The 17149-nt window shown below is 62.0% G+C and carries 17 protein-coding genes; all 17 read left to right on the top strand.

Annotated features, from left to right (window positions below; translation table 11 throughout):
* Nucleotides 1-7 precede the first annotated feature (7 nt).
* The gene (locus tag KW062_RS08475) at nucleotides 8-352 is read left to right on the top strand and encodes a flagellar protein FlaG (RefSeq protein ID WP_105754354.1); all 345 of its coding nucleotides are present in this window, start codon (nucleotides 8-10) and stop codon (nucleotides 350-352) included.
* A gap of 82 nt (nucleotides 353-434) precedes the next feature.
* Complete coding sequence (fliD, locus tag KW062_RS08480) at nucleotides 435-1799, top strand: flagellar filament capping protein FliD (protein WP_105754355.1); 1365 nt, start codon at nucleotides 435-437, stop codon at nucleotides 1797-1799.
* 121 nt (nucleotides 1800-1920) lie between these two features.
* The gene (gene fliS, locus KW062_RS08485) at nucleotides 1921-2322 is read left to right on the top strand and encodes a flagellar export chaperone FliS (RefSeq protein ID WP_105754356.1); all 402 of its coding nucleotides are present in this window, start codon (nucleotides 1921-1923) and stop codon (nucleotides 2320-2322) included.
* Between the two features lie 24 nt (nucleotides 2323-2346).
* Entirely contained in the window at nucleotides 2347-2643 is a 297-nt protein-coding gene (locus KW062_RS08490; RefSeq protein ID WP_105754357.1) for a flagellar protein FliT, read from the top strand.
* Nucleotides 2644-2819: 176 nt separating this feature from the next.
* Nucleotides 2820-4295, top strand: coding sequence for a sigma-54 dependent transcriptional regulator (locus KW062_RS08495; RefSeq protein ID WP_027621004.1), 1476 nt, complete (start codon nucleotides 2820-2822; stop codon nucleotides 4293-4295).
* A gap of 110 nt (nucleotides 4296-4405) precedes the next feature.
* Nucleotides 4406-5605 (top strand): sensor histidine kinase, encoded by a 1200-nt coding sequence (locus tag KW062_RS08500; RefSeq protein WP_027621005.1) that lies wholly within the window; start codon nucleotides 4406-4408, stop codon nucleotides 5603-5605.
* A gap of 3 nt (nucleotides 5606-5608) precedes the next feature.
* Entirely contained in the window at nucleotides 5609-6994 is a 1386-nt protein-coding gene (locus KW062_RS08505; RefSeq protein ID WP_027621006.1) for a sigma-54-dependent transcriptional regulator, read from the top strand.
* Between the two features lie 320 nt (nucleotides 6995-7314).
* Nucleotides 7315-7641 (top strand): flagellar hook-basal body complex protein FliE, encoded by a 327-nt coding sequence (fliE, locus tag KW062_RS08510; RefSeq protein WP_027621007.1) that lies wholly within the window; start codon nucleotides 7315-7317, stop codon nucleotides 7639-7641.
* 15 nt (nucleotides 7642-7656) lie between these two features.
* Nucleotides 7657-9444: a flagellar basal-body MS-ring/collar protein FliF gene (gene fliF, locus KW062_RS08515; protein ID WP_105754358.1), complete on the top strand. Its 1788-nt coding sequence runs from the start codon at nucleotides 7657-7659 to the stop codon at nucleotides 9442-9444.
* Nucleotides 9437-10456, top strand: coding sequence for a flagellar motor switch protein FliG (gene fliG / locus KW062_RS08520; RefSeq protein WP_027621009.1), 1020 nt, complete (start codon nucleotides 9437-9439; stop codon nucleotides 10454-10456). Before fliF ends, fliG begins: the two co-directional genes overlap by 8 nt.
* Before the next feature lie 4 nt (nucleotides 10457-10460).
* Nucleotides 10461-11237 carry a flagellar assembly protein FliH gene (gene fliH, locus KW062_RS08525; protein WP_105754359.1) on the top strand — a complete coding sequence of 259 codons (777 nt, stop codon included), beginning with the start codon at nucleotides 10461-10463 and terminating at the stop codon, nucleotides 11235-11237.
* A complete protein-coding gene (gene fliI, locus KW062_RS08530; RefSeq protein ID WP_027621011.1) occupies nucleotides 11227-12585 on the top strand; it encodes a flagellar protein export ATPase FliI in 1359 nt (452 codons plus the stop codon). Before fliH ends, fliI begins: the two co-directional genes overlap by 11 nt.
* Nucleotides 12586-12591: 6 nt before the next feature.
* On the top strand, nucleotides 12592-13041 hold the full coding sequence (gene fliJ / locus KW062_RS08535) for a flagellar export protein FliJ (RefSeq protein WP_027621012.1): 450 nt from the start codon (nucleotides 12592-12594) through the stop codon (nucleotides 13039-13041).
* A 91-nt stretch (nucleotides 13042-13132) separates the two neighbouring features.
* A complete protein-coding gene (locus tag KW062_RS08540; RefSeq protein ID WP_027621013.1) occupies nucleotides 13133-13441 on the top strand; it encodes an STAS domain-containing protein in 309 nt (102 codons plus the stop codon).
* A gap of 8 nt (nucleotides 13442-13449) precedes the next feature.
* Nucleotides 13450-15153: an ATP-binding SpoIIE family protein phosphatase gene (locus KW062_RS08545; RefSeq protein WP_105754360.1), complete on the top strand. Its 1704-nt coding sequence runs from the start codon at nucleotides 13450-13452 to the stop codon at nucleotides 15151-15153.
* Between the two features lie 34 nt (nucleotides 15154-15187).
* Nucleotides 15188-15553 (top strand): Hpt domain-containing protein, encoded by a 366-nt coding sequence (locus tag KW062_RS08550; protein WP_371321432.1) that lies wholly within the window; start codon nucleotides 15188-15190, stop codon nucleotides 15551-15553.
* 81 nt (nucleotides 15554-15634) lie between these two features.
* Nucleotides 15635-16906, top strand: coding sequence for a flagellar hook-length control protein FliK (locus KW062_RS08555; RefSeq protein ID WP_105754362.1), 1272 nt, complete (start codon nucleotides 15635-15637; stop codon nucleotides 16904-16906).
* Nucleotides 16907-17149 lie beyond the last annotated feature (243 nt).

Genomic DNA, 17149 nt, shown 5'->3' on the forward strand with positions numbered 1-17149 from the left:
TGATGACATGGACATGAGCATCAAGCTGAACCCGTCTTATCACGCTGGCACCCCACAGCCCGGCGCTGTCCAGGCGCAGCAGGCCAGGCCTGCGAAAGAAGCGGAGGGGCAGGTCAGCGAAGAGCCGCAACGCGTGGCGCTGGAAAAGGCGGTGACCGACATTCGCGAGTTTGTCCAGGCGAGTCAGCGCAACCTTGATTTTTCCATCGATGACACCACCGGCCAGGTCGTGGTCAAAGTGATCGCCACCGACAGCGGTGAAGTGATTCGACAGATTCCATCGGAGACCGCGCTGAAGCTGGCGCAGAATCTGAGCGATGCCAGCAGCCTGCTGTTCCAGAGCAAGGTGTGAGCTGGCACGAAATATGATTCTGACTGCCGCTAACGTGCGCACGCGCCAATAAAGCGGCAGCCACAGGACAAGGAGACTACTCATGGCGAGTTCAACGATTTCCGGCCCCGGTTCGGGCTACGACACCCAGGCCATCGTCAAGGCGTTGGTGGGGGCTGAAAAGGCGCCCAAGCAAACCCAGATCACCGATCAGCAGAAAGACACGACGATCAAGCTTTCGGCCGTCGGCACGGTGAAGAGTGCGCTGGAGACCTACCGGACGGCGATCGCCAAGTTGAACAACGTGTCCGCCTTCAACGGCCTCGCCGCGACCTCGTCCGAAGACAAGAACGTCAAGGTCACCCTTGGCGATGGCGCCTCCAGCGGCAAGTACGTGGTGGTGGTCAGCGAGCTGGCGACCGCCTCGAAAGTCACCAGCAAGGTATTTGCCGGCGGCGCAACAGGTTCGGCGAACTCCAGCGGTGCCGACCAGACCTTGACGATCAATCAGGGCGACAAAAGCTACGATGTGCTGGTGCCCGCTGGCGCGACCCTGAAAGAAGTTCGCGAGTCGATCAACACCCAGCTTTCGGCCCAGGGCATCAGCGCCAACGTCTTGACCGATGCCAATGGCGGGCGTCTGGTGATTGGCTCCAACACCACAGGTGTGGACACCGATATCACCCTCAGCGGTGATTCGGATCTGGTCCAGGGCTATGACAAGGGCGCTCCAGCGCAGAATGCCAAGTACACCATCGACGGTATCGCGATGGAGTCCACCAGCAACAAGGTGACGGCTGCTATCAGCGGCGTGACTCTGGACTTGGTCGCCAGCGACAAGGACAAGCCGATCACCATCAACGTGGCGAGTAACACCGACACGCTGAAGACTTCGGTCCAGTCTTTCGTCACTGCCTATAACGCTCTGATGACCAGTATCAACACCCAGACCAAGGTCACTGCTACCGGCGACTCTTCGACCACCACTGCGGGAGCGCTGACCGGCGACGCATCGATGCGCCAACTGGTCAACAGTCTGCGTAGCGAACTGGTCAACAGCACGGGGTCGGGTTCGGTGGGCAGCCTGGCGCAGATGGGCGTCACCACAGACTTGAAAACCGGCCTGCTGAGCCTGGATGACAAGACGTGGGACAAGGCCGTGGTCAAGGGCGCGACTGACATCGCCAAGATGTTTACTGGCGATACCGGTTTGGTGGCGCGCATGAACAAGGCGACCGAGTCCTATGTGGGGACTACCGGATCCCTGGCGACGCGGGTGACGGACCTCAACACCAAGTTGACCGACCTCACCACCCAGCAGGCTGAACTGGATCGGCGCATGGAGGCCCTGGAGAAAACGTTGAGCGCTAAATACACCGCGATGGACACCATGATCGCCCAACTCAACGCCAGCAGTTCCAGCATCATGACCACGCTCAACTCGCTGAACAATCCGAAGTCGGACTGATAAGTGCGGGGTGCTCAAACACTCCGTCAAGCCTGTGTCCGCATCTAAAGTTTTAGTAGCGACAGTCGAAAAACTGGTAAGCACCCAATCATTCGCCTGTGGCCTGTACCGAGGTAGCAACATGAACCCAATGAAAGCCCTTCGTGCGTACCAGAAGGTCAATTCCCACGCGCAGATCTCCGAGGCCACGCCGCATCGGCTGATCCAGATGCTGTACGAGGGTGGGCTTGATCGCCTGGCTCAGGCCAAAGGCGCGTTGGAGCGCGGGGATGTTGCGCACAAATGCCTGATGATCAGCAAGTCCATCGACATCATCACCGGCCTGCGCCAGGGCCTGGATGAAGAGAAGGCCGAGGATCCGGCGAGCATCCAGCAACTGGCCAGTCTCTATGACTACATGAGCGCCCAGCTGCTGAAGGCCAACATCAGCAATGACCCGGAAATCATCGACGAAGTTGCGCGCCTGCTGATCACCCTGAAAAGTGGTTGGGACGCGATCGCGACGCAAGAGGTCGCGCAATAGGCCCTGGGGCCTGAGGATGAAGGCATGAGCCAAGCCCTGCAACGCATTGAACAAACCCGTGAAGCCCTGGTCGATGCATTGGCCGAGCGCAACTGGACGGCGATTGGCGAATTGGACGTCGCCTGCCGCAGTTGTGTCGACGAAGTGCTCAGTGAGGCGCCGGTCGATGAGCAGGCGCTGCGGGAAAATCTCGAGAGCCTGCTGTTGGTCTACAAGCAGTTGCTCGAGGTGGCGAAGGATGAGCGTCAGGCAGTAGTCGACGAAATGGCGCAGATGAGACAAGCGAAGGGTGCCACAAAGGTTTACCATCTGTTCGGTTAACGCTTTGGTTAATCAGTTTGTCCGGGCACCTGCGCCATAAATTTGACTCTGCGCGGTTTTTTGACTTAACTAGTGGCTGTTTGCGGAATTCAGACGTCTATAAGGCTTACCGTGCCTGCAGGCGTCTAGCTTGCCTCTCATTTGGGCATTGAGTTGACTAGGGAAGTTGCTATTGCATGTGGCGTGAAACCAAAATTCTGCTGATTGATGACGATAGCGTGCGCCGCCGCGACCTGGCGGTGATCTTAAATTTTCTTGGGGAAGAAAATTTACCCTGCGGTAGCCATGACTGGCAGCAGGCTGTCGGCTCTTTGTCGTCTAGTCGTGAAGTCATCTGCGTCCTGATCGGGACGGTCAATGCACCTGGTTCGTTGTCGGCTCTGTTAAAGACACTGGCAAGCTGGGATGAGTTCCTTCCAATTTTGCTGATGGGCGATAATTCTTCCGTCGAGTTGCCGGACGACCAGCGTCGCCGGGTGCTGTCGACCCTGGAAATGCCGCCCAGCTACAGCAAGTTGCTCGATTCCCTGCACCGTGCCCAGGTCTATCGCGAGATGTACGACCAGGCCCGCGAGCGCGGTCGCCATCGCGAGCCCAACCTGTTCCGCAGCCTTGTCGGCACCAGCCGGGCGATCCAGCACGTGCGCCAGATGATGCAGCAAGTGGCCGATACCGATGCCAGCGTGCTGATTCTCGGTGAGTCGGGCACGGGCAAGGAAGTGGTCGCACGTAACCTGCACTATCACTCCAAGCGTCGCGACGCGCCGTTCGTGCCGGTCAACTGCGGCGCGATCCCGGCCGAGTTGCTCGAAAGCGAATTGTTCGGCCACGAGAAGGGCGCCTTTACCGGGGCGATCACCAGCCGTGCCGGGCGTTTCGAACTGGCCAACGGCGGCACCCTGTTCCTCGACGAAATCGGCGACATGCCGCTGCCGATGCAGGTCAAGCTGCTGCGCGTGTTGCAGGAGCGCACCTTCGAGCGCGTGGGCAGCAACAAGACCCAGAGCGTCGATGTGCGCATCATCGCCGCGACCCACAAGAACCTCGAGAGCATGATCGAGGTCGGCAGCTTCCGCGAAGACCTTTACTACCGCCTCAATGTGTTCCCGATTGAAATGGCGCCGCTGCGTGAACGCGTCGAAGACATCCCGTTGCTGATGAACGAGCTGATCTCGCGCATGGAGCACGAGAAGCGCGGTTCGATTCGCTTCAACTCGGCGGCGATCATGTCGCTGTGTCGTCACGGCTGGCCGGGCAACGTTCGCGAGCTGGCCAACCTGGTGGAGCGCATGGCGATCATGCATCCGTACGGGGTGATTGGCGTGGTCGAGCTGCCGAAGAAATTCCGCTACGTCGACGATGAAGACGAGCAGATGGTCGACAGCCTGCGCAGCGATCTCGAAGAGCGGGTGGCCATCAACGGCCATGCCCCGGACTTCACTGCCAACGCCTTGCTGCCACCCGAAGGCCTGGACCTCAAGGACTACCTCGGTGGCCTCGAGCAGGGTCTGATCCAGCAGGCGCTGGACGATGCCAATGGCATCGTGGCTCGCGCTGCCGAGCGCCTGCGTATCCGTCGCACCACCCTGGTGGAGAAGATGCGCAAGTACGGCATGAGCCGGCGCGAAGGAGACGAACAGGCGGACGATTGACGCCTGTTTTACAAACCGCTGATGAGTCAGCGGTTTTTTTTCGGCACGGGTATTGCTACAGCCCTCGCAACGGTCCGTTTCACTGACGGTCAGCCAAGCGAGAGAGCACGATGCCCCACGCCGCCCCCATCTCTTCAGCCCTCGATGCGTCCAGCCCGGAGCAGGCCAGCCGGCTGGGCCTAGAGCAAGCGTTCGCGCTGTTCAATCAGATGTCGAGCCAGCTCACCGATTCCTACAGCCTGCTGGAAGCCCGGGTGACCGAGCTCAAGGGCGAGTTGGCGGTGGTCAGCGCCCAGCGCATGCAAGAACTGGCGGAAAAAGAGCGCCTGGCCAATCGTCTGCAAAACCTTCTCGACCTGTTGCCTGGTGGCGTCATCGTCATCGACGGCCAGGGTATTGTCGGCGAGGCCAATCCGGCGGCGTGCGAACTGCTGGGGCTGCCGTTGCAGGGCGAGTTGTGGCGCCACGTCATCGCCCGCTGTTTTGCTCCTCGTGAAGACGACGGCCATGAAATTTCCCTGAAGGACGGGCGGCGCCTGTCGATTGCCACGCGCTCCCTGGATGCCGAGCCGGGGCAGTTGGTGCTGCTCAATGACCTGACTGAAACCCGTCACCTGCAGGATCAATTGGCGCGCCACGAGCGCTTGTCATCGCTGGGGAAAATGGTCGCCTCGCTGGCGCACCAGATCCGCACACCGCTGTCCGCCGCTCTGCTTTACGCCAGTCATCTGACTGAGCAGGCGCTGCCGCTGGCGACCCAGCAGCGTTTTGCTGGGCGCCTCAAGGAGCGTCTGCACGAGCTGGAACATCAGGTGCGCGACATGCTGGTGTTCGCCCGCGGCGAATTGCCGTTGACCGATCGCGTTACCCCGAAGGCGCTGATGCAGTCGCTGCAGGCGGCGGCACAAACCCATGTCCAGGACGTGCCGCTGCGCTGGCAGTGCGACGCCCATGTCGGCGAGCTGCTATGCAATCGCGACACCTTGGTGGGTGCGCTGCTTAATTTGTTGGAAAACGCCATCCAGGCCGGCGACGCATCGCTGCGCCTGAAGGTGCACCTGTATGCCCGGGGCAATAGCCTGCGCCTGTGTGTCAGTGACAATGGCGGCGGCATCGATGCGGCGGTGCTTGAGCGTCTGGGCGAACCCTTTTTCACCACCAAGACCAATGGCACCGGCCTTGGCCTGACCGTGGTCAAGGCTGTGGCGCGGGCGCACCAGGGACAATTGCAACTGCGCTCGCGGCCCGGTCGCGGCACCTGTGCGCTGTTGCTCCTGCCGTTGTTCAGCAATACGCAAGGCATGGAGTAAGGCATGGCAATCAAGGTTCTGTTGGTCGAAGACGACCGTGCGCTGCGTGAGGCATTGGCCGACACGCTGTTGTTGGGCGGTCATGACTACTGTGCGGTCGGTTCGGCTGAGGAAGCGCTGGAGCGGGCGGCACAAGAGCCGTTCAATCTGGTGGTCAGCGACGTCAACATGCCGGGCATGGATGGCCATCAATTGCTCAGTGCGCTGCGGGTCCGGCATCCACAGTTGCCGGTGTTGTTGATGACCGCCCACGGCGCGGTCGAGCGTGCAGTGGACGCGATGCGCCAGGGCGCGGCGGATTATCTGGTCAAGCCGTTTGAGCCCAGGGCGCTCCTTGATCTGGTGGAACGGCATGCCTTGGGTGGCCTGGACAGCTGCGAGGGCCCGGTGGCATTCGAGCCGGCCAGTGCGCAATTGCTCGAGTTAGCGGCGCGGGTTGCGCGCAGCGATTCGACGGTGCTGATTTCCGGCGAATCGGGCACCGGCAAAGAGGTGCTGGCTCGCTACATCCACCAACATTCGCGACGTGCCAGTCAGCCGTTCATTGCGATCAACTGCGCGGCGATTCCGGACAACATGCTCGAGGCGACGCTCTTCGGTCATGAAAAGGGCGCTTTCACCGGGGCCATCGCCGCCCAGGCCGGCAAATTCGAACAGGCCGATGGCGGCACCATCCTCCTCGACGAGATCTCGGAAATGCCCCTGGGCCTGCAGGCCAAGTTGCTGCGGGTGTTGCAGGAGCGTGAAGTCGAGCGGGTCGGGGCGCGCAAGCCGATCACTCTGGATATTCGTGTGGTCGCGACCACCAACCGTGACCTCGCTGGCGAAGTGGCGGCGGGACGCTTTCGCGAAGACCTCTACTATCGGCTCTCGGTGTTCCCACTGGCCTGGCGCCCGTTGCGCGAACGCACCGCCGATATTCTGCCGCTGGCCGAACGCCTGCTGGCCAAGCACGTCAATAAAATGCAGCACGCCCACGCCAGGCTCTCGAAACAGGCGCAGGCATGCCTGGTCGGCTATCCGTGGCCAGGTAACGTGCGTGAGCTGGACAACGCCATCCAGCGTGCGCTGATTCTGCAGCAGGGCGGAGTGATCGAGCCGCAGGACTTCTGCCTGTCCGGACCGGTGGCCTGTGCACCGTTGCCGGTGATTGCGCCGAGCACGATGGCGGCACGCCCGGCGGCGGTCGAGGCTGAGTCCGCCGGTGCGCTGGGCGACGACCTGCGCCGCCGGGAATTCCAGATGATTATCGACACCCTGCGCGCCGAACGCGGGCGGCGCAAGGAAGCTGCCGAACGGCTGGGCATCAGCCCGCGTACCTTGCGCTACAAGCTGGCGCAGATGCGCGATGCAGGGATGGATGTGGAGGGGTATTTGTTTGCGACGTGAGTGATGCCGCTTCTGCGATACACGCGGATTCTGTGGGTGGTGAGATCCCTGTAGGAGCGAGCCTGCTCGCGATGGTCGTCAACGATGACACGGGCATCCTGAATGTACGCGGCGCCCTCAGGCTCTTCGTCGGAACGCCGCCCGGAGCCGACTCGCTCCTACAGTAGATCGCCGTCCCCCGCGTGCAACTGGTCAGGTATTTGACGGCAATCCCAGCAGCGTTTTTCAAACCCCGTCATCGAGCTGGCACCCTTGTTGCTAACACCTCCCTACCCGCTGCGTGAGTGTCAAAAAATTGCGGGTCGTCAGAGAGAGCAGTCATGAGCCAAGGAATTGAATTTAATCGGTTGATGCTGGACATGCGCGCCATGCAAATGGACGCCATGGCCGCACCAAAAGCCGTTGCCGCGCCGCAAGAGGCGGGGAGCAGCTTTGCCGACATGCTGGGTCAGGCGGTGAACAAGGTCAACGCCACCCAACAGGCCTCGACCCAGTTGTCCACGGCGTTCGAGATCGGCAAGAGCGGTGTCGACCTGACGGACGTAATGATCGCCAAGGAAAAGGCCGGCGTGTCGTTCCAGGCGCTGACCCAGGTCCGCAACAAGTTGGTCCAGGCTTACCAAGACATCATGCAGATGCCGGTTTAAGGACGAGATTGACTCATGGCAGAAGCAGTCGCCGATAACGTTCCGGCCAAGGCCAATGCAGCGGACGGCAAGCCACCGCTGTTCGGCTTGTCCTTCCTGGAAAACCTTTCCGAGATGACCATGTTGCGTCAGGTCGGCCTGTTGGTCGGCCTGGCAGCCAGCGTGGCGATTGGTTTTGCCGTGGTGCTGTGGTCGCAACAGCCCGATTATCGGCCGCTGTACGGCAGTCTGGCGGGGATGGATGCCAAGCAGGTCATGGACACCCTGGCCACTGCCGACATTCCTTACACCGTCGAACCCAATTCCGGCGCCTTGCTGGTCAAGGCCGACGACCTGCCGCGTGCGCGTTTGAAACTGGCCGCGGCCGGTGTCACGCCCACCGACGGCAATATCGGTTTCGAGATTCTCGACAAGGACCAGGGCCTGGGCACCAGTCAGTTCATGGAGGCGACCCGTTACCGTCGCGGCCTCGAAGGCGAACTGGGGCGGACCATTTCCAGCCTGAACAACGTCAAGGCCGCCCGTGTGCACCTGGCAATTCCGAAAAGCTCGGTGTTCGTGCGTGACGAACGCAAGCCCAGCGCCTCGGTGCTGGTGGAGCTGTATTCCGGACGCTCGCTGGAGCCAAGCCAGGTAGTGGCCATCGTCAACCTGGTCGCCACCAGCGTTCCTGAGCTGAGCAAATCGCAAATCACCGTGGTCGACCAGAAGGGCACCTTGCTCTCCGACCAGGCGGAAACCTCCGCGCTGACCATGGCCGGCAAGCAGTTCGACTACAGCCGGCGCATGGAAGGCATGCTCACCCAGCGGGTGCACAACATCCTGCAACCGGTGCTGGGCAATGATCGCTATAAGGCGGAAGTCTCCGCCGATATCGATTTCAGCGCGGTCGAGTCGACCTCCGAGCAGTTCAACCCGGATCAGCCGGCGCTGCGCAGCGAGCAATCGACCAGCGAACAACGCACCGCCAGCAATGGCCCACAAGGTGTGCCCGGCGCCCTGAGCAATCAGCCACCGGCACCGGCCTCGGCACCGCAGACCACTGGTGGTGCCGCGGCAGCCGGCGGCATGGTGCAGCCCGGCCAGCCACTGCTCGACGCCAACGGCCAGCAGATCATGGACCCGGCCACCGGCCAGCCGATGCTCGCGCCTTATCCGGCGGACAAGCGCCAGCAGTCGACCAAGAACTTCGAACTCGACCGTTCCATCAGCCACACCAAGCAGCAGCAAGGCCGTCTCAATCGACTGTCGGTGGCGGTGGTGGTGGACGATCAGGTCAAGGTCAACGCGGCCAATGGCGAAACCAGCCGCGCGCCGTGGAGCGCCGATGAATTGGCGCGCTTCACCCGGCTGGTGCAGGACGCCGTCGGTTTCGACGCCAGCCGTGGCGACAGTGTCAGTGTGATCAACGTACCGTTCTCCGCCGAGCGCGGGGAAGTCATCGCCGAAATCCCGTTCTACTCCCAACCGTGGTTCTGGGACGTGGTGAAGCAGGTGGTCGGCGTGCTGTTTATCCTGGTGCTGGTGTTCGGCGTGCTGCGTCCGGTGCTGAACAACATCACCGGCGGCGGCAAGGGTCGCCAGTTGGCCGGCATCGGCAGCGACGCCGAACTGGGTGGCATGGGTGGCCTGGATGGCGAGTTGGGCAACGACCGGGTCAGCCTCGGCGGTCCGCAAAGCATCCTGCTGCCAAGCCCGAGCGAAGGCTATGACGCTCAGTTGAATGCAATCAAGAGCCTGGTGGCCGAAGACCCGGGTCGTGTGGCCCAGGTCGTGAAAGAGTGGATTAACGCAGATGAGTGATAACCGAGCCGCGATCGCCAAACTCAGCCGGGTCGACAAAGCCGCGATCCTGCTGCTGTCCCTGGGTGAAACCGATGCCGCCCAAGTGCTGCGGCACATGGGCCCGAAAGAGGTGCAGCGGGTCGGCGTGGCCATGGCGCAGATGGGCAATGTCCATCGCGAACAGGTCGAGCAGGTGATGAGCGAGTTCGTCGACATCGTCGGCGACCAGACCAGCCTCGGCGTTGGCTCCGACGGTTATATCCGCAAGATGCTGACCCAGGCCCTCGGCGAGGACAAGGCCAACGGCCTGATCGACCGGATCCTGCTGGGTGGCAACACCAGCGGCCTGGACAGCCTTAAGTGGATGGAGCCGCGCGCGGTGGCGGATGTGATCCGCTACGAGCACCCGCAGATCCAGGCCATCGTCGTCGCCTACCTCGACCCCGACCAGGCTGGCGAGGTGCTCGGCAACTTCGATCACAAGGTGCGCCTGGACATCATCCTGCGCGTGTCGTCGCTGAACACCGTGCAACCGGCGGCACTCAAGGAACTCAATCAGATTCTCGAGAAGCAGTTCTCCGGCAATTCCAACGCCTCGCGCACCACGCTGGGCGGGATCAAGCGCGCTGCCGACATCATGAACTTCCTCGACAGCTCGATCGAAGGCCAGTTGATGGACTCGATCCGCGAAGTCGACGAAGACCTGTCCGGTCAGATCGAAGACCTGATGTTCGTGTTCAACAACCTCGCCGACGTCGACGACCGTGGCATCCAGGCGCTGTTGCGCGAAGTCTCCTCCGACGTGCTGGTGCTGGCCCTCAAGGGCTCGGACGAAGGGGTCAAGGAGAAGATCTTCAAGAACATGTCCAAGCGGGCTTCCGAACTGCTGCGCGACGACCTCGAGGCCAAGGGCCCGGTGCGCGTCAGCGACGTCGAGACTGCACAGAAGGAAATTCTCACCATCGCCCGCCGTATGGCCGAAGCCGGAGAGATTGTGCTCGGCGGCAAGGGCGGCGAGGAAATGATCTGATCCTATGGTAGCCAAGAATGATGAGGCGCCCAGCGACCTGATTCGCGCGCGGGATGTCGAGGGCTTCGACCGCTGGTCTCTGCCCAGTTTCGACCCGTTTGTCCCTGAGCCCGAGCCGGAACCCGAGCCCGAGCCGCCGGAAGTCGAGGAAGTGCCGCTGGAAGAAGTCCAGCCACTGACCCTCGAAGAGCTCGAAAGTATTCGCCAGGAAGCCTGGAACGAAGGCTTTGCCACCGGGGAAAAAGAAGGTTTTCACAGCACCACGCTCAAGGTCCGTCAGGAGGCTGAAGTCGCGTTGAGCGCCAAACTGGCCAGCCTTGAGTCGCTGATGAAAAACCTCTTCGAGCCGATCGCCGAGCAGGACACGCAAATCGAAAAAGGCCTGGTGGTGCTGGTCCAGCACATCAGCCGGCAAGTGATCCAGCGTGAGTTGGCGATGGATTCGTCGCAGATCGAACATGTCATGCGCGAGGCCCTCAAGCTGCTGCCGCTGGGGGTGGATAACGTGCGCCTGTACGTTAATCCGCAGGACTTTGCCCAAGTCAAGGCGCTGCGTGAACGCCATGAAGAAACCTGGCGCATCGTCGAGGACGAGGCGCTGTTGCCCGGTGGTTGCCGGGTCGAAACCGAGCACAGCCGCATCGACGCCACGGTAGAGACGCGTATCACCCAAGCCACCGCGCAATTGCTCGATCAATTGCACGAGCAATCCCTGCACCCGGCGCCGGCGGACCTGCACCTGGATCTGACGAAAGCCCCGGACCCGTCCGATGCGCCTTGATCGCACCAGTTTCGCCAAGCGCCTGGGCAGCTATGCCGAGGCCATCGATCTGCCTGGCCAGCCGATCCTCGAAGGGCGCCTGCTGCGCATGGTCGGCCTGACCCTCGAAGCCGAAGGCTTGCGTGCCGCCATGGGCAGTCGTTGCCGGGTGATCAATGACGACAGCTATCACCCGGTCGAGGTCGAAGCCGAAGTCATGGGCTTCTCCGGCAATAAGATATTCCTGATGCCGGTGGGCAGTGTTGCTGGTATCGCCCCTGGTGCCCGCGTGGTGCCGCTGGCCGATAACGGTCGCCTGCCGATGGGTATGAGCATGCTCGGTCGGGTGCTCGATGGCGCCGGTCGTGCGCTGGATGGCAAGGGTGGGATGAAGGCCGAGGACTGGGTGCCGCTGGACGGTCCGACGATCAACCCGCTGAACCGCGACCCCATCAGCCAGCCGCTGGACGTCGGCATTCGCTCGATCAACGGATTATTGACGGTGGGTCGCGGCCAGCGCCTGGGCCTGTTCGCCGGTACCGGCGTGGGCAAGAGTGTGCTGCTGGGCATGATGACCCGCTTCACCGAGGCCGACATCATCGTGGTCGGGTTGATTGGTGAGCGGGGCCGAGAGGTCAAGGAATTCATCGAGCATATCCTTGGCGAAGAAGGCCTCAAGCGTTCGGTGGTAGTCGCCTCGCCAGCGGACGACGCGCCGCTGATGCGCATGCGCGCCGCCATGTACTGCACGCGCATCGCCGAATATTTTCGCGACAAGGGCAAGAACGTCCTGTTGCTGATGGACTCGCTGACCCGTTTCGCCCAGGCCCAGCGGGAAATCGCCCTGGCCATAGGCGAGCCGCCGGCAACCAAGGGTTATCCGCCCTCGGTGTTCGCCAAGCTGCCGAAACTGGTGGAGCGCGCCGGTAATGCCGAAGCCGGTGGCGGTTCGATTACTGCGTTCTACACCGTGCTTTCCGAAGGCGACGACCAGCAGGACCCGATTGCCGACTCGGCGCGGGGCGTGCTCGACGGGCATATCGTGTTGTCCCGCCGGCTGGCCGAAGAAGGGCACTATCCGGCGATCGACATCGAAGCCTCGATCAGCCGGGTCATGCCGTCGGTGGTGTCGCCCGAGCACATGCGTCGGGCGCAGTACTTCAAGCAGTTGTGGTCGCGCTTCCAGCAGAGCCGCGACCTGATCAGCGTCGGTGCCTATGTTCCTGGTGGCGATCGCGAGACCGACACCGCGATTGCCCTGCAGCCCGCCATGGTCAATTACTTGCGCCAGGGCCTGAACGACAACATCAGCATCGGTGAAAGCCATGGTCATCTGGAGACCATCTTCGCGCCAGCGCCCGGGGGGTAACCGACCATGGCCCAGAGTCGCGCCGCACGCCTGGCCCCGGTAGTCGACATGGCGGAAAAGGCCGAGAAAACCGCGGCCCAGCGCCTGGGCTATTTCCAGGGCCAGGTACGGCTGGCCGAAAGCAAGCTGGCCGACCTCGATGGCTTTCGCCTGGAGTACCTGGAGCGCTGGGTCGAACGCGGCAAGGAAGGGGTTTCCGGTCAGTGGTTGCTGGGCTACCAGGGCTTCCTCGGACAATTGGGCACCGCCATCGATCAGCAGCGGCAAAGTCTGGCCTGGCATCAGAACAATCTGGACAAGGCCCGCGACGGCTGGCAACAGGCCTACGCCCGGGTCGAGGGGTTGCGCAAACTGGTGCAACGCTACATCGACGAAGCCCGGCAACTGGAGGATAAGCGCGAGCAAAAGCTGCTCGACGAACTGTCACAGCGCCTGCCCCGGGAAAATCCCTACTGATCAGTGCCAGCGAGGCGATGGGCTGCCTTGCTGATGCCTTGTACAGGTGCTAAACCTTGTACACGATTGCCTAAGACAAGGAAGCTCTTGCATGTCAGTCATTACCGAAGTTTCACCGGACGGATTGAAGCTGACGATTGCTATCAAGGGGCGCTTCGACTTCGCCAAGCACCAGGAATTGCGTGCGTCCTACGAAACCATCGACCGTTGCCCTGGCAGCTCAGTGGTGGTCGATCTCAAAGATGTCACCTACCTCGACAGCTCGGCCCTGGGCATGCTCCTGTTGCTGCGTGATCATGCTGGCGGCGGCGAGTCGGACGTGTGCCTGATCAACAGCAGTTCGAATGTGCGAAAGATCCTCGCCATCTCCAATTTCGACAAACTGTTCGACATCAGTTGAGTCCGCAGATGCCGGCGCTTGAATCCCTGACGGTGCTGATCGCCGAAGACAGCGCGGCCGATCGCCTGCTGTTGGCGAGCATTGTCCGGCGCCTTGGGCATGCGGTGCTGGTGGCGGTCGATGGCGCCGAAGCAGTCGAGTTGTATCGGCAACTGCGCCCGCAGTTGGTGTTGATGGACGCGATGATGCCGGTCATGGACGGCTTCGACGCGGCGCGGCAGATCAAGCAATTGGCTGGCGAAACCCTGGTGCCGATCATCTTTCTCACCTCCCTGAGCCAGAGCCAGGGCCTTGCCCAATGCCTGGAGGCAGGCGGCGACGATTTTCTGGCAAAGCCCTATAAGCCAGTAATGCTGGCGGCCAAGATCAAGGCCATGGATCGATTGCGTCGGTTACAGGCCACTGTGCTTGAGCAACGTGACGAGATTGCCCGGCATCATCACCACTTGCTCAATGAGCAGCGGGTGGCCAAGGCGGTGTTCGACAAGATCGCCCACTCCGGTTGCCTGAGTTCGCCGAACATTCGCTATACCCAATCGCCCTATGCGCTGTTCAACGGTGATTTGCTGTTGGCCGCCCTGACCCCGGCGGGCGATATGCACCTGCTGCTCGGTGACTTCACCGGCCATGGCTTGCCGGCGGCGGTTGGCGCCATGCCCTTGGCCGAGGTGTTCTACGGCATGACGGCCAAGGGGTTCGTGCTGGCGGAAATCCTTCGCGAGATGAATGCCAAGCTCAAGCGCATCCTGCCGGTGGACATGTTTTGCTGCGCCACCCTGTTGTCCCTGAGTTTTCAACGGCGCTCGGTGGAGGTGTGGAATGGCGGCATGCCCGACGGTTATCTGCATGACGTGGCCAGCGGCGAGCGGCGGGCCCTGAAGTCGCGGCATTTGCCCCTGGGGGTGTTGAGCGCGCAGGCGTTTGACGACCGCACGGAAGTGTTCCCCATGGCGGTGGGAGATCGGGTGTTCCTGTTGTCCGACGGGGTCATCGATACCTGCGACAACGACGAGCAACTATTCGGGGTAGAGCGCTTGCAGCACGTGTTCGCCAATAACCGTGAGCCGGACCTTTTGTTCGAGGATATAGAGGCAGCGCTACGGGATTTTGGCGGCCAGGCGCGGGATGACGTGAGCATGGTCGAGGTCAGCCTGCTGGCGCCGGATAAACTGGCGCAGCCGGCGCCGGTGTATTCCGACAGTGGTCAATCGAGCCCGCTGGACTGGTCGGTGAGTTTCGAGTTTCGCGCCGCCACGCTCAAGCGCTTCAATCCGCTGCCTTATCTGCTGCAACTGCTGTTGGAAGTACATGGCCTGCGGGCGCAGAGCGGGGCGCTCTACAGCGTGCTCGCCGAGTTGTACTCCAATGCGCTGGAGCACGGGGTGCTGGGGCTGGATTCCAGCATCAAGCGCGACGCTTCGGGATTTGCCCGCTACTATCAGTTGCGCAACGCGCGTCTGGAGCAGTTGGAGGAAGGCTTTCTGCGCGTGCGTTTGCACGTTGTGCCGCAAGGCTCGGGCGGCTGCCTGGTGATTGAAGTGCAGGACAGTGGCAATGGTTTTGATGTGCGGCGTGTAATGGACAGACCGTTGGATGTTGGCCGTTTGTCGGGTCGTGGTGTCAGCCTGATCCGGCAATTGAGCCGTAATGCCAGTTGGTCCGACGACGGACGGCTGGCCCGCGTGGAGTTTTCCTGGGAGGCTCTGGCATAATTCCGCGGATTCTTGATCAAGGAGCGAACAAGTGATGGATAAACATCTGGACCAGGACGTGCTCAGCGCGTTGCAGGAAGTCATGGAGGAGCACTATTCGGAATTGCTCGAGACCTTTCTCAGTGACTCCGAAGAGCGCCTGCAAATGCTCCGCGAAGCGGACGATATTTCGCAACTCATCAGTGCGGCCCACAGTTTCAAGGGCAGCAGCAGCAATATGGGCGCGGTACGCCTGGCCAAGCTGTGCGGCAAGTTGGAGCAATTGGCCAAGGGGGACGCTCCCCAGGGATTGGCCAAGCTGGTCGGAGAAATCGACGGCGAGTTTGCCTTTGTTCGACCCCTCTACGAAGCCGAGCGTGAGCGCTCATTGATCACTCATTCTCCCAATCGCTGCTTTTAGTCGGCGCCCCCGCAATCTGGCTCGACTCTTGCTGTCTTCTCGCGCACCTGTACCCATTTATCCCGTGCAGCGGAGACCGCGATGCCCCTTTCCCCCAATCTACTGCTTCAGGCTGGCGCGCAGGCCAAGACGCCGTCCGGCCCTGCCAATATCTCGGCAACGCCCGCAGTACAGGGGGACAAGCCTGCCAGCTTTGCCCGGATGTTCGCCGATCAGAAGCCGGCCAAGGCTGCTCCTGGCGGTGACGCCGGGGTAAAACCGTTGCGGGACAAGGCAACGGATGCGCCCGGCAAACAGGATGTGGACAGCGACAAATCTGCCGCAGCCGCAACGACGCTTGCCGATAGCGGCAAAACCTTGCCCGATGAAACCCAGGCTGCCGACAGCGATACTCCGGTTGATGGCACGGCGCCTGCCGTTGCTCAGACACCTGCGCCCGTGGTGCCGGCAGAGCCTGTCGAGGCTGCGGTTGCGGCCGATCCGACGATCCAGGCCGCGCTGGCAGCGGCGACAGCCTCCGTCAGCGATCCGGCGTTCGACCCCGAGGCCGATCCGCTGGACGCACTTCCCGCCGTACGCCTGGCCATGGAGCAGAGCGGTCACCTGTCTGCCGCCAGTCAGGCGCAACCCAAGGCCGCACCGCCGGCTGCGGTGTCGGCCGAGGGGGAGCTGACTTCGATGCAGACCTTCGCCGCCGGCATGGCCAGCATGCTCGATGTGCAGGCTGAGCAGGACAGCACCGACAAGGGCGGTGACAAGGCCTTCAGTGGTTTGCTCGAAGACGGCCTCAAGGATCTGAAATCCGCCAGCAGCGACACCCGGGTCGACGATTTCGCCAACCGCCTGGCCGCACTGACCCAGGCCGCCACGCCGAAAACCGCCAACGCACTGCCGGTCAACCAGCCGCTGGCCATGCACCAGAGTGGCTGGAGCGAAGAGCTGGTGAATCGGGTCATGTACCTGTCCAGCGCCAACCTCAAGGCCGCCGATATCCAGCTGCAACCGGCCGAGTTGGGGCGGCTCGATATTCGCGTCAACATGATTCCCGACCAGCAGACCCAGGTCACCTTCATGAGCGCCCATGTCGGTGTTCGTGAAGCATTGGACGGACAGATGCATCGACTGCGCGAGATGTTCGTGCAGCAGGGCATGGGCCAGGTCGACGTCAACGTTTCCGACCAGTCCCGCGGTTCTCAGGAACAGGCCCAGCAAGGCCAGGGGCAGGGTACGCGGACCTCGGCCAACGGCTCCCGCCTGGAGCCGCTGAGCGATGAGTCGCCGGCGAGTCTCGCCGAAATCGCCGCCAGTACACCGCAGGTGATTGGCAGCAGCGCGGTCGATTACTACGCCTGATTCGCCAGCCGGGTTTTGAAAACGCCACAAGACTTGTGATCGACACAAAACCTGTAGGAGCTGGCTTGTCGGGGCGCCGCATCGCCGCGATGGGCGTCAACGATAACGCGCCCATGCTGTTTAAACCGGGCGCTCTCGGTTTTTTCGCGGGCAAGCCAGCTCCTGCACAGGTTACCCGCCGATTCCCATCGACACTTCTGGCATAACACTTGCTCTTGCCTTGCCGTGCGACTGTGAAAACCC

The sequence above is a fragment of the Pseudomonas fluorescens genome (assembly GCF_019212185.1).
Taxonomy (GTDB): Bacteria; Pseudomonadota; Gammaproteobacteria; order Pseudomonadales; family Pseudomonadaceae; genus Aquipseudomonas.

Excerpts from the sequence above, each read along its gene's own strand:
- fliJ (WP_027621012.1), top strand. The coding sequence starts at position 12,592 with ATGGCCCAGAGTCGCGCCGCACGCCTGGCCCCGGTAGTCGACATGGCG.
- fliH (WP_105754359.1), top strand. The coding sequence starts at position 10,461 with ATGGTAGCCAAGAATGATGAGGCGCCCAGCGACCTGATTCGCGCGCGG.
- fliE (WP_027621007.1), top strand. The coding sequence starts at position 7,315 with ATGAGCCAAGGAATTGAATTTAATCGGTTGATGCTGGACATGCGCGCC.
- KW062_RS08500 (WP_027621005.1), top strand. The coding sequence starts at position 4,406 with ATGCCCCACGCCGCCCCCATCTCTTCAGCCCTCGATGCGTCCAGCCCG.
- KW062_RS08475 (WP_105754354.1), top strand. The coding sequence starts at position 8 with ATGGACATGAGCATCAAGCTGAACCCGTCTTATCACGCTGGCACCCCA.
- KW062_RS08505 (WP_027621006.1), top strand. The coding sequence starts at position 5,609 with ATGGCAATCAAGGTTCTGTTGGTCGAAGACGACCGTGCGCTGCGTGAG.
- KW062_RS08540 (WP_027621013.1), top strand. The coding sequence starts at position 13,133 with ATGTCAGTCATTACCGAAGTTTCACCGGACGGATTGAAGCTGACGATT.
- KW062_RS08550 (WP_371321432.1), top strand. The coding sequence starts at position 15,188 with ATGGATAAACATCTGGACCAGGACGTGCTCAGCGCGTTGCAGGAAGTC.
- KW062_RS08490 (WP_105754357.1), top strand. The coding sequence starts at position 2,347 with ATGAGCCAAGCCCTGCAACGCATTGAACAAACCCGTGAAGCCCTGGTC.
- KW062_RS08555 (WP_105754362.1), top strand. The coding sequence starts at position 15,635 with ATGCCCCTTTCCCCCAATCTACTGCTTCAGGCTGGCGCGCAGGCCAAG.
- KW062_RS08545 (WP_105754360.1), top strand. The coding sequence starts at position 13,450 with ATGCCGGCGCTTGAATCCCTGACGGTGCTGATCGCCGAAGACAGCGCG.
- fliI (WP_027621011.1), top strand. The coding sequence starts at position 11,227 with ATGCGCCTTGATCGCACCAGTTTCGCCAAGCGCCTGGGCAGCTATGCC.
- fliD (WP_105754355.1), top strand. The coding sequence starts at position 435 with ATGGCGAGTTCAACGATTTCCGGCCCCGGTTCGGGCTACGACACCCAG.
- fliF (WP_105754358.1), top strand. The coding sequence starts at position 7,657 with ATGGCAGAAGCAGTCGCCGATAACGTTCCGGCCAAGGCCAATGCAGCG.
- KW062_RS08495 (WP_027621004.1), top strand. The coding sequence starts at position 2,820 with ATGTGGCGTGAAACCAAAATTCTGCTGATTGATGACGATAGCGTGCGC.
- fliS (WP_105754356.1), top strand. The coding sequence starts at position 1,921 with ATGAACCCAATGAAAGCCCTTCGTGCGTACCAGAAGGTCAATTCCCAC.
- fliG (WP_027621009.1), top strand. The coding sequence starts at position 9,437 with ATGAGTGATAACCGAGCCGCGATCGCCAAACTCAGCCGGGTCGACAAA.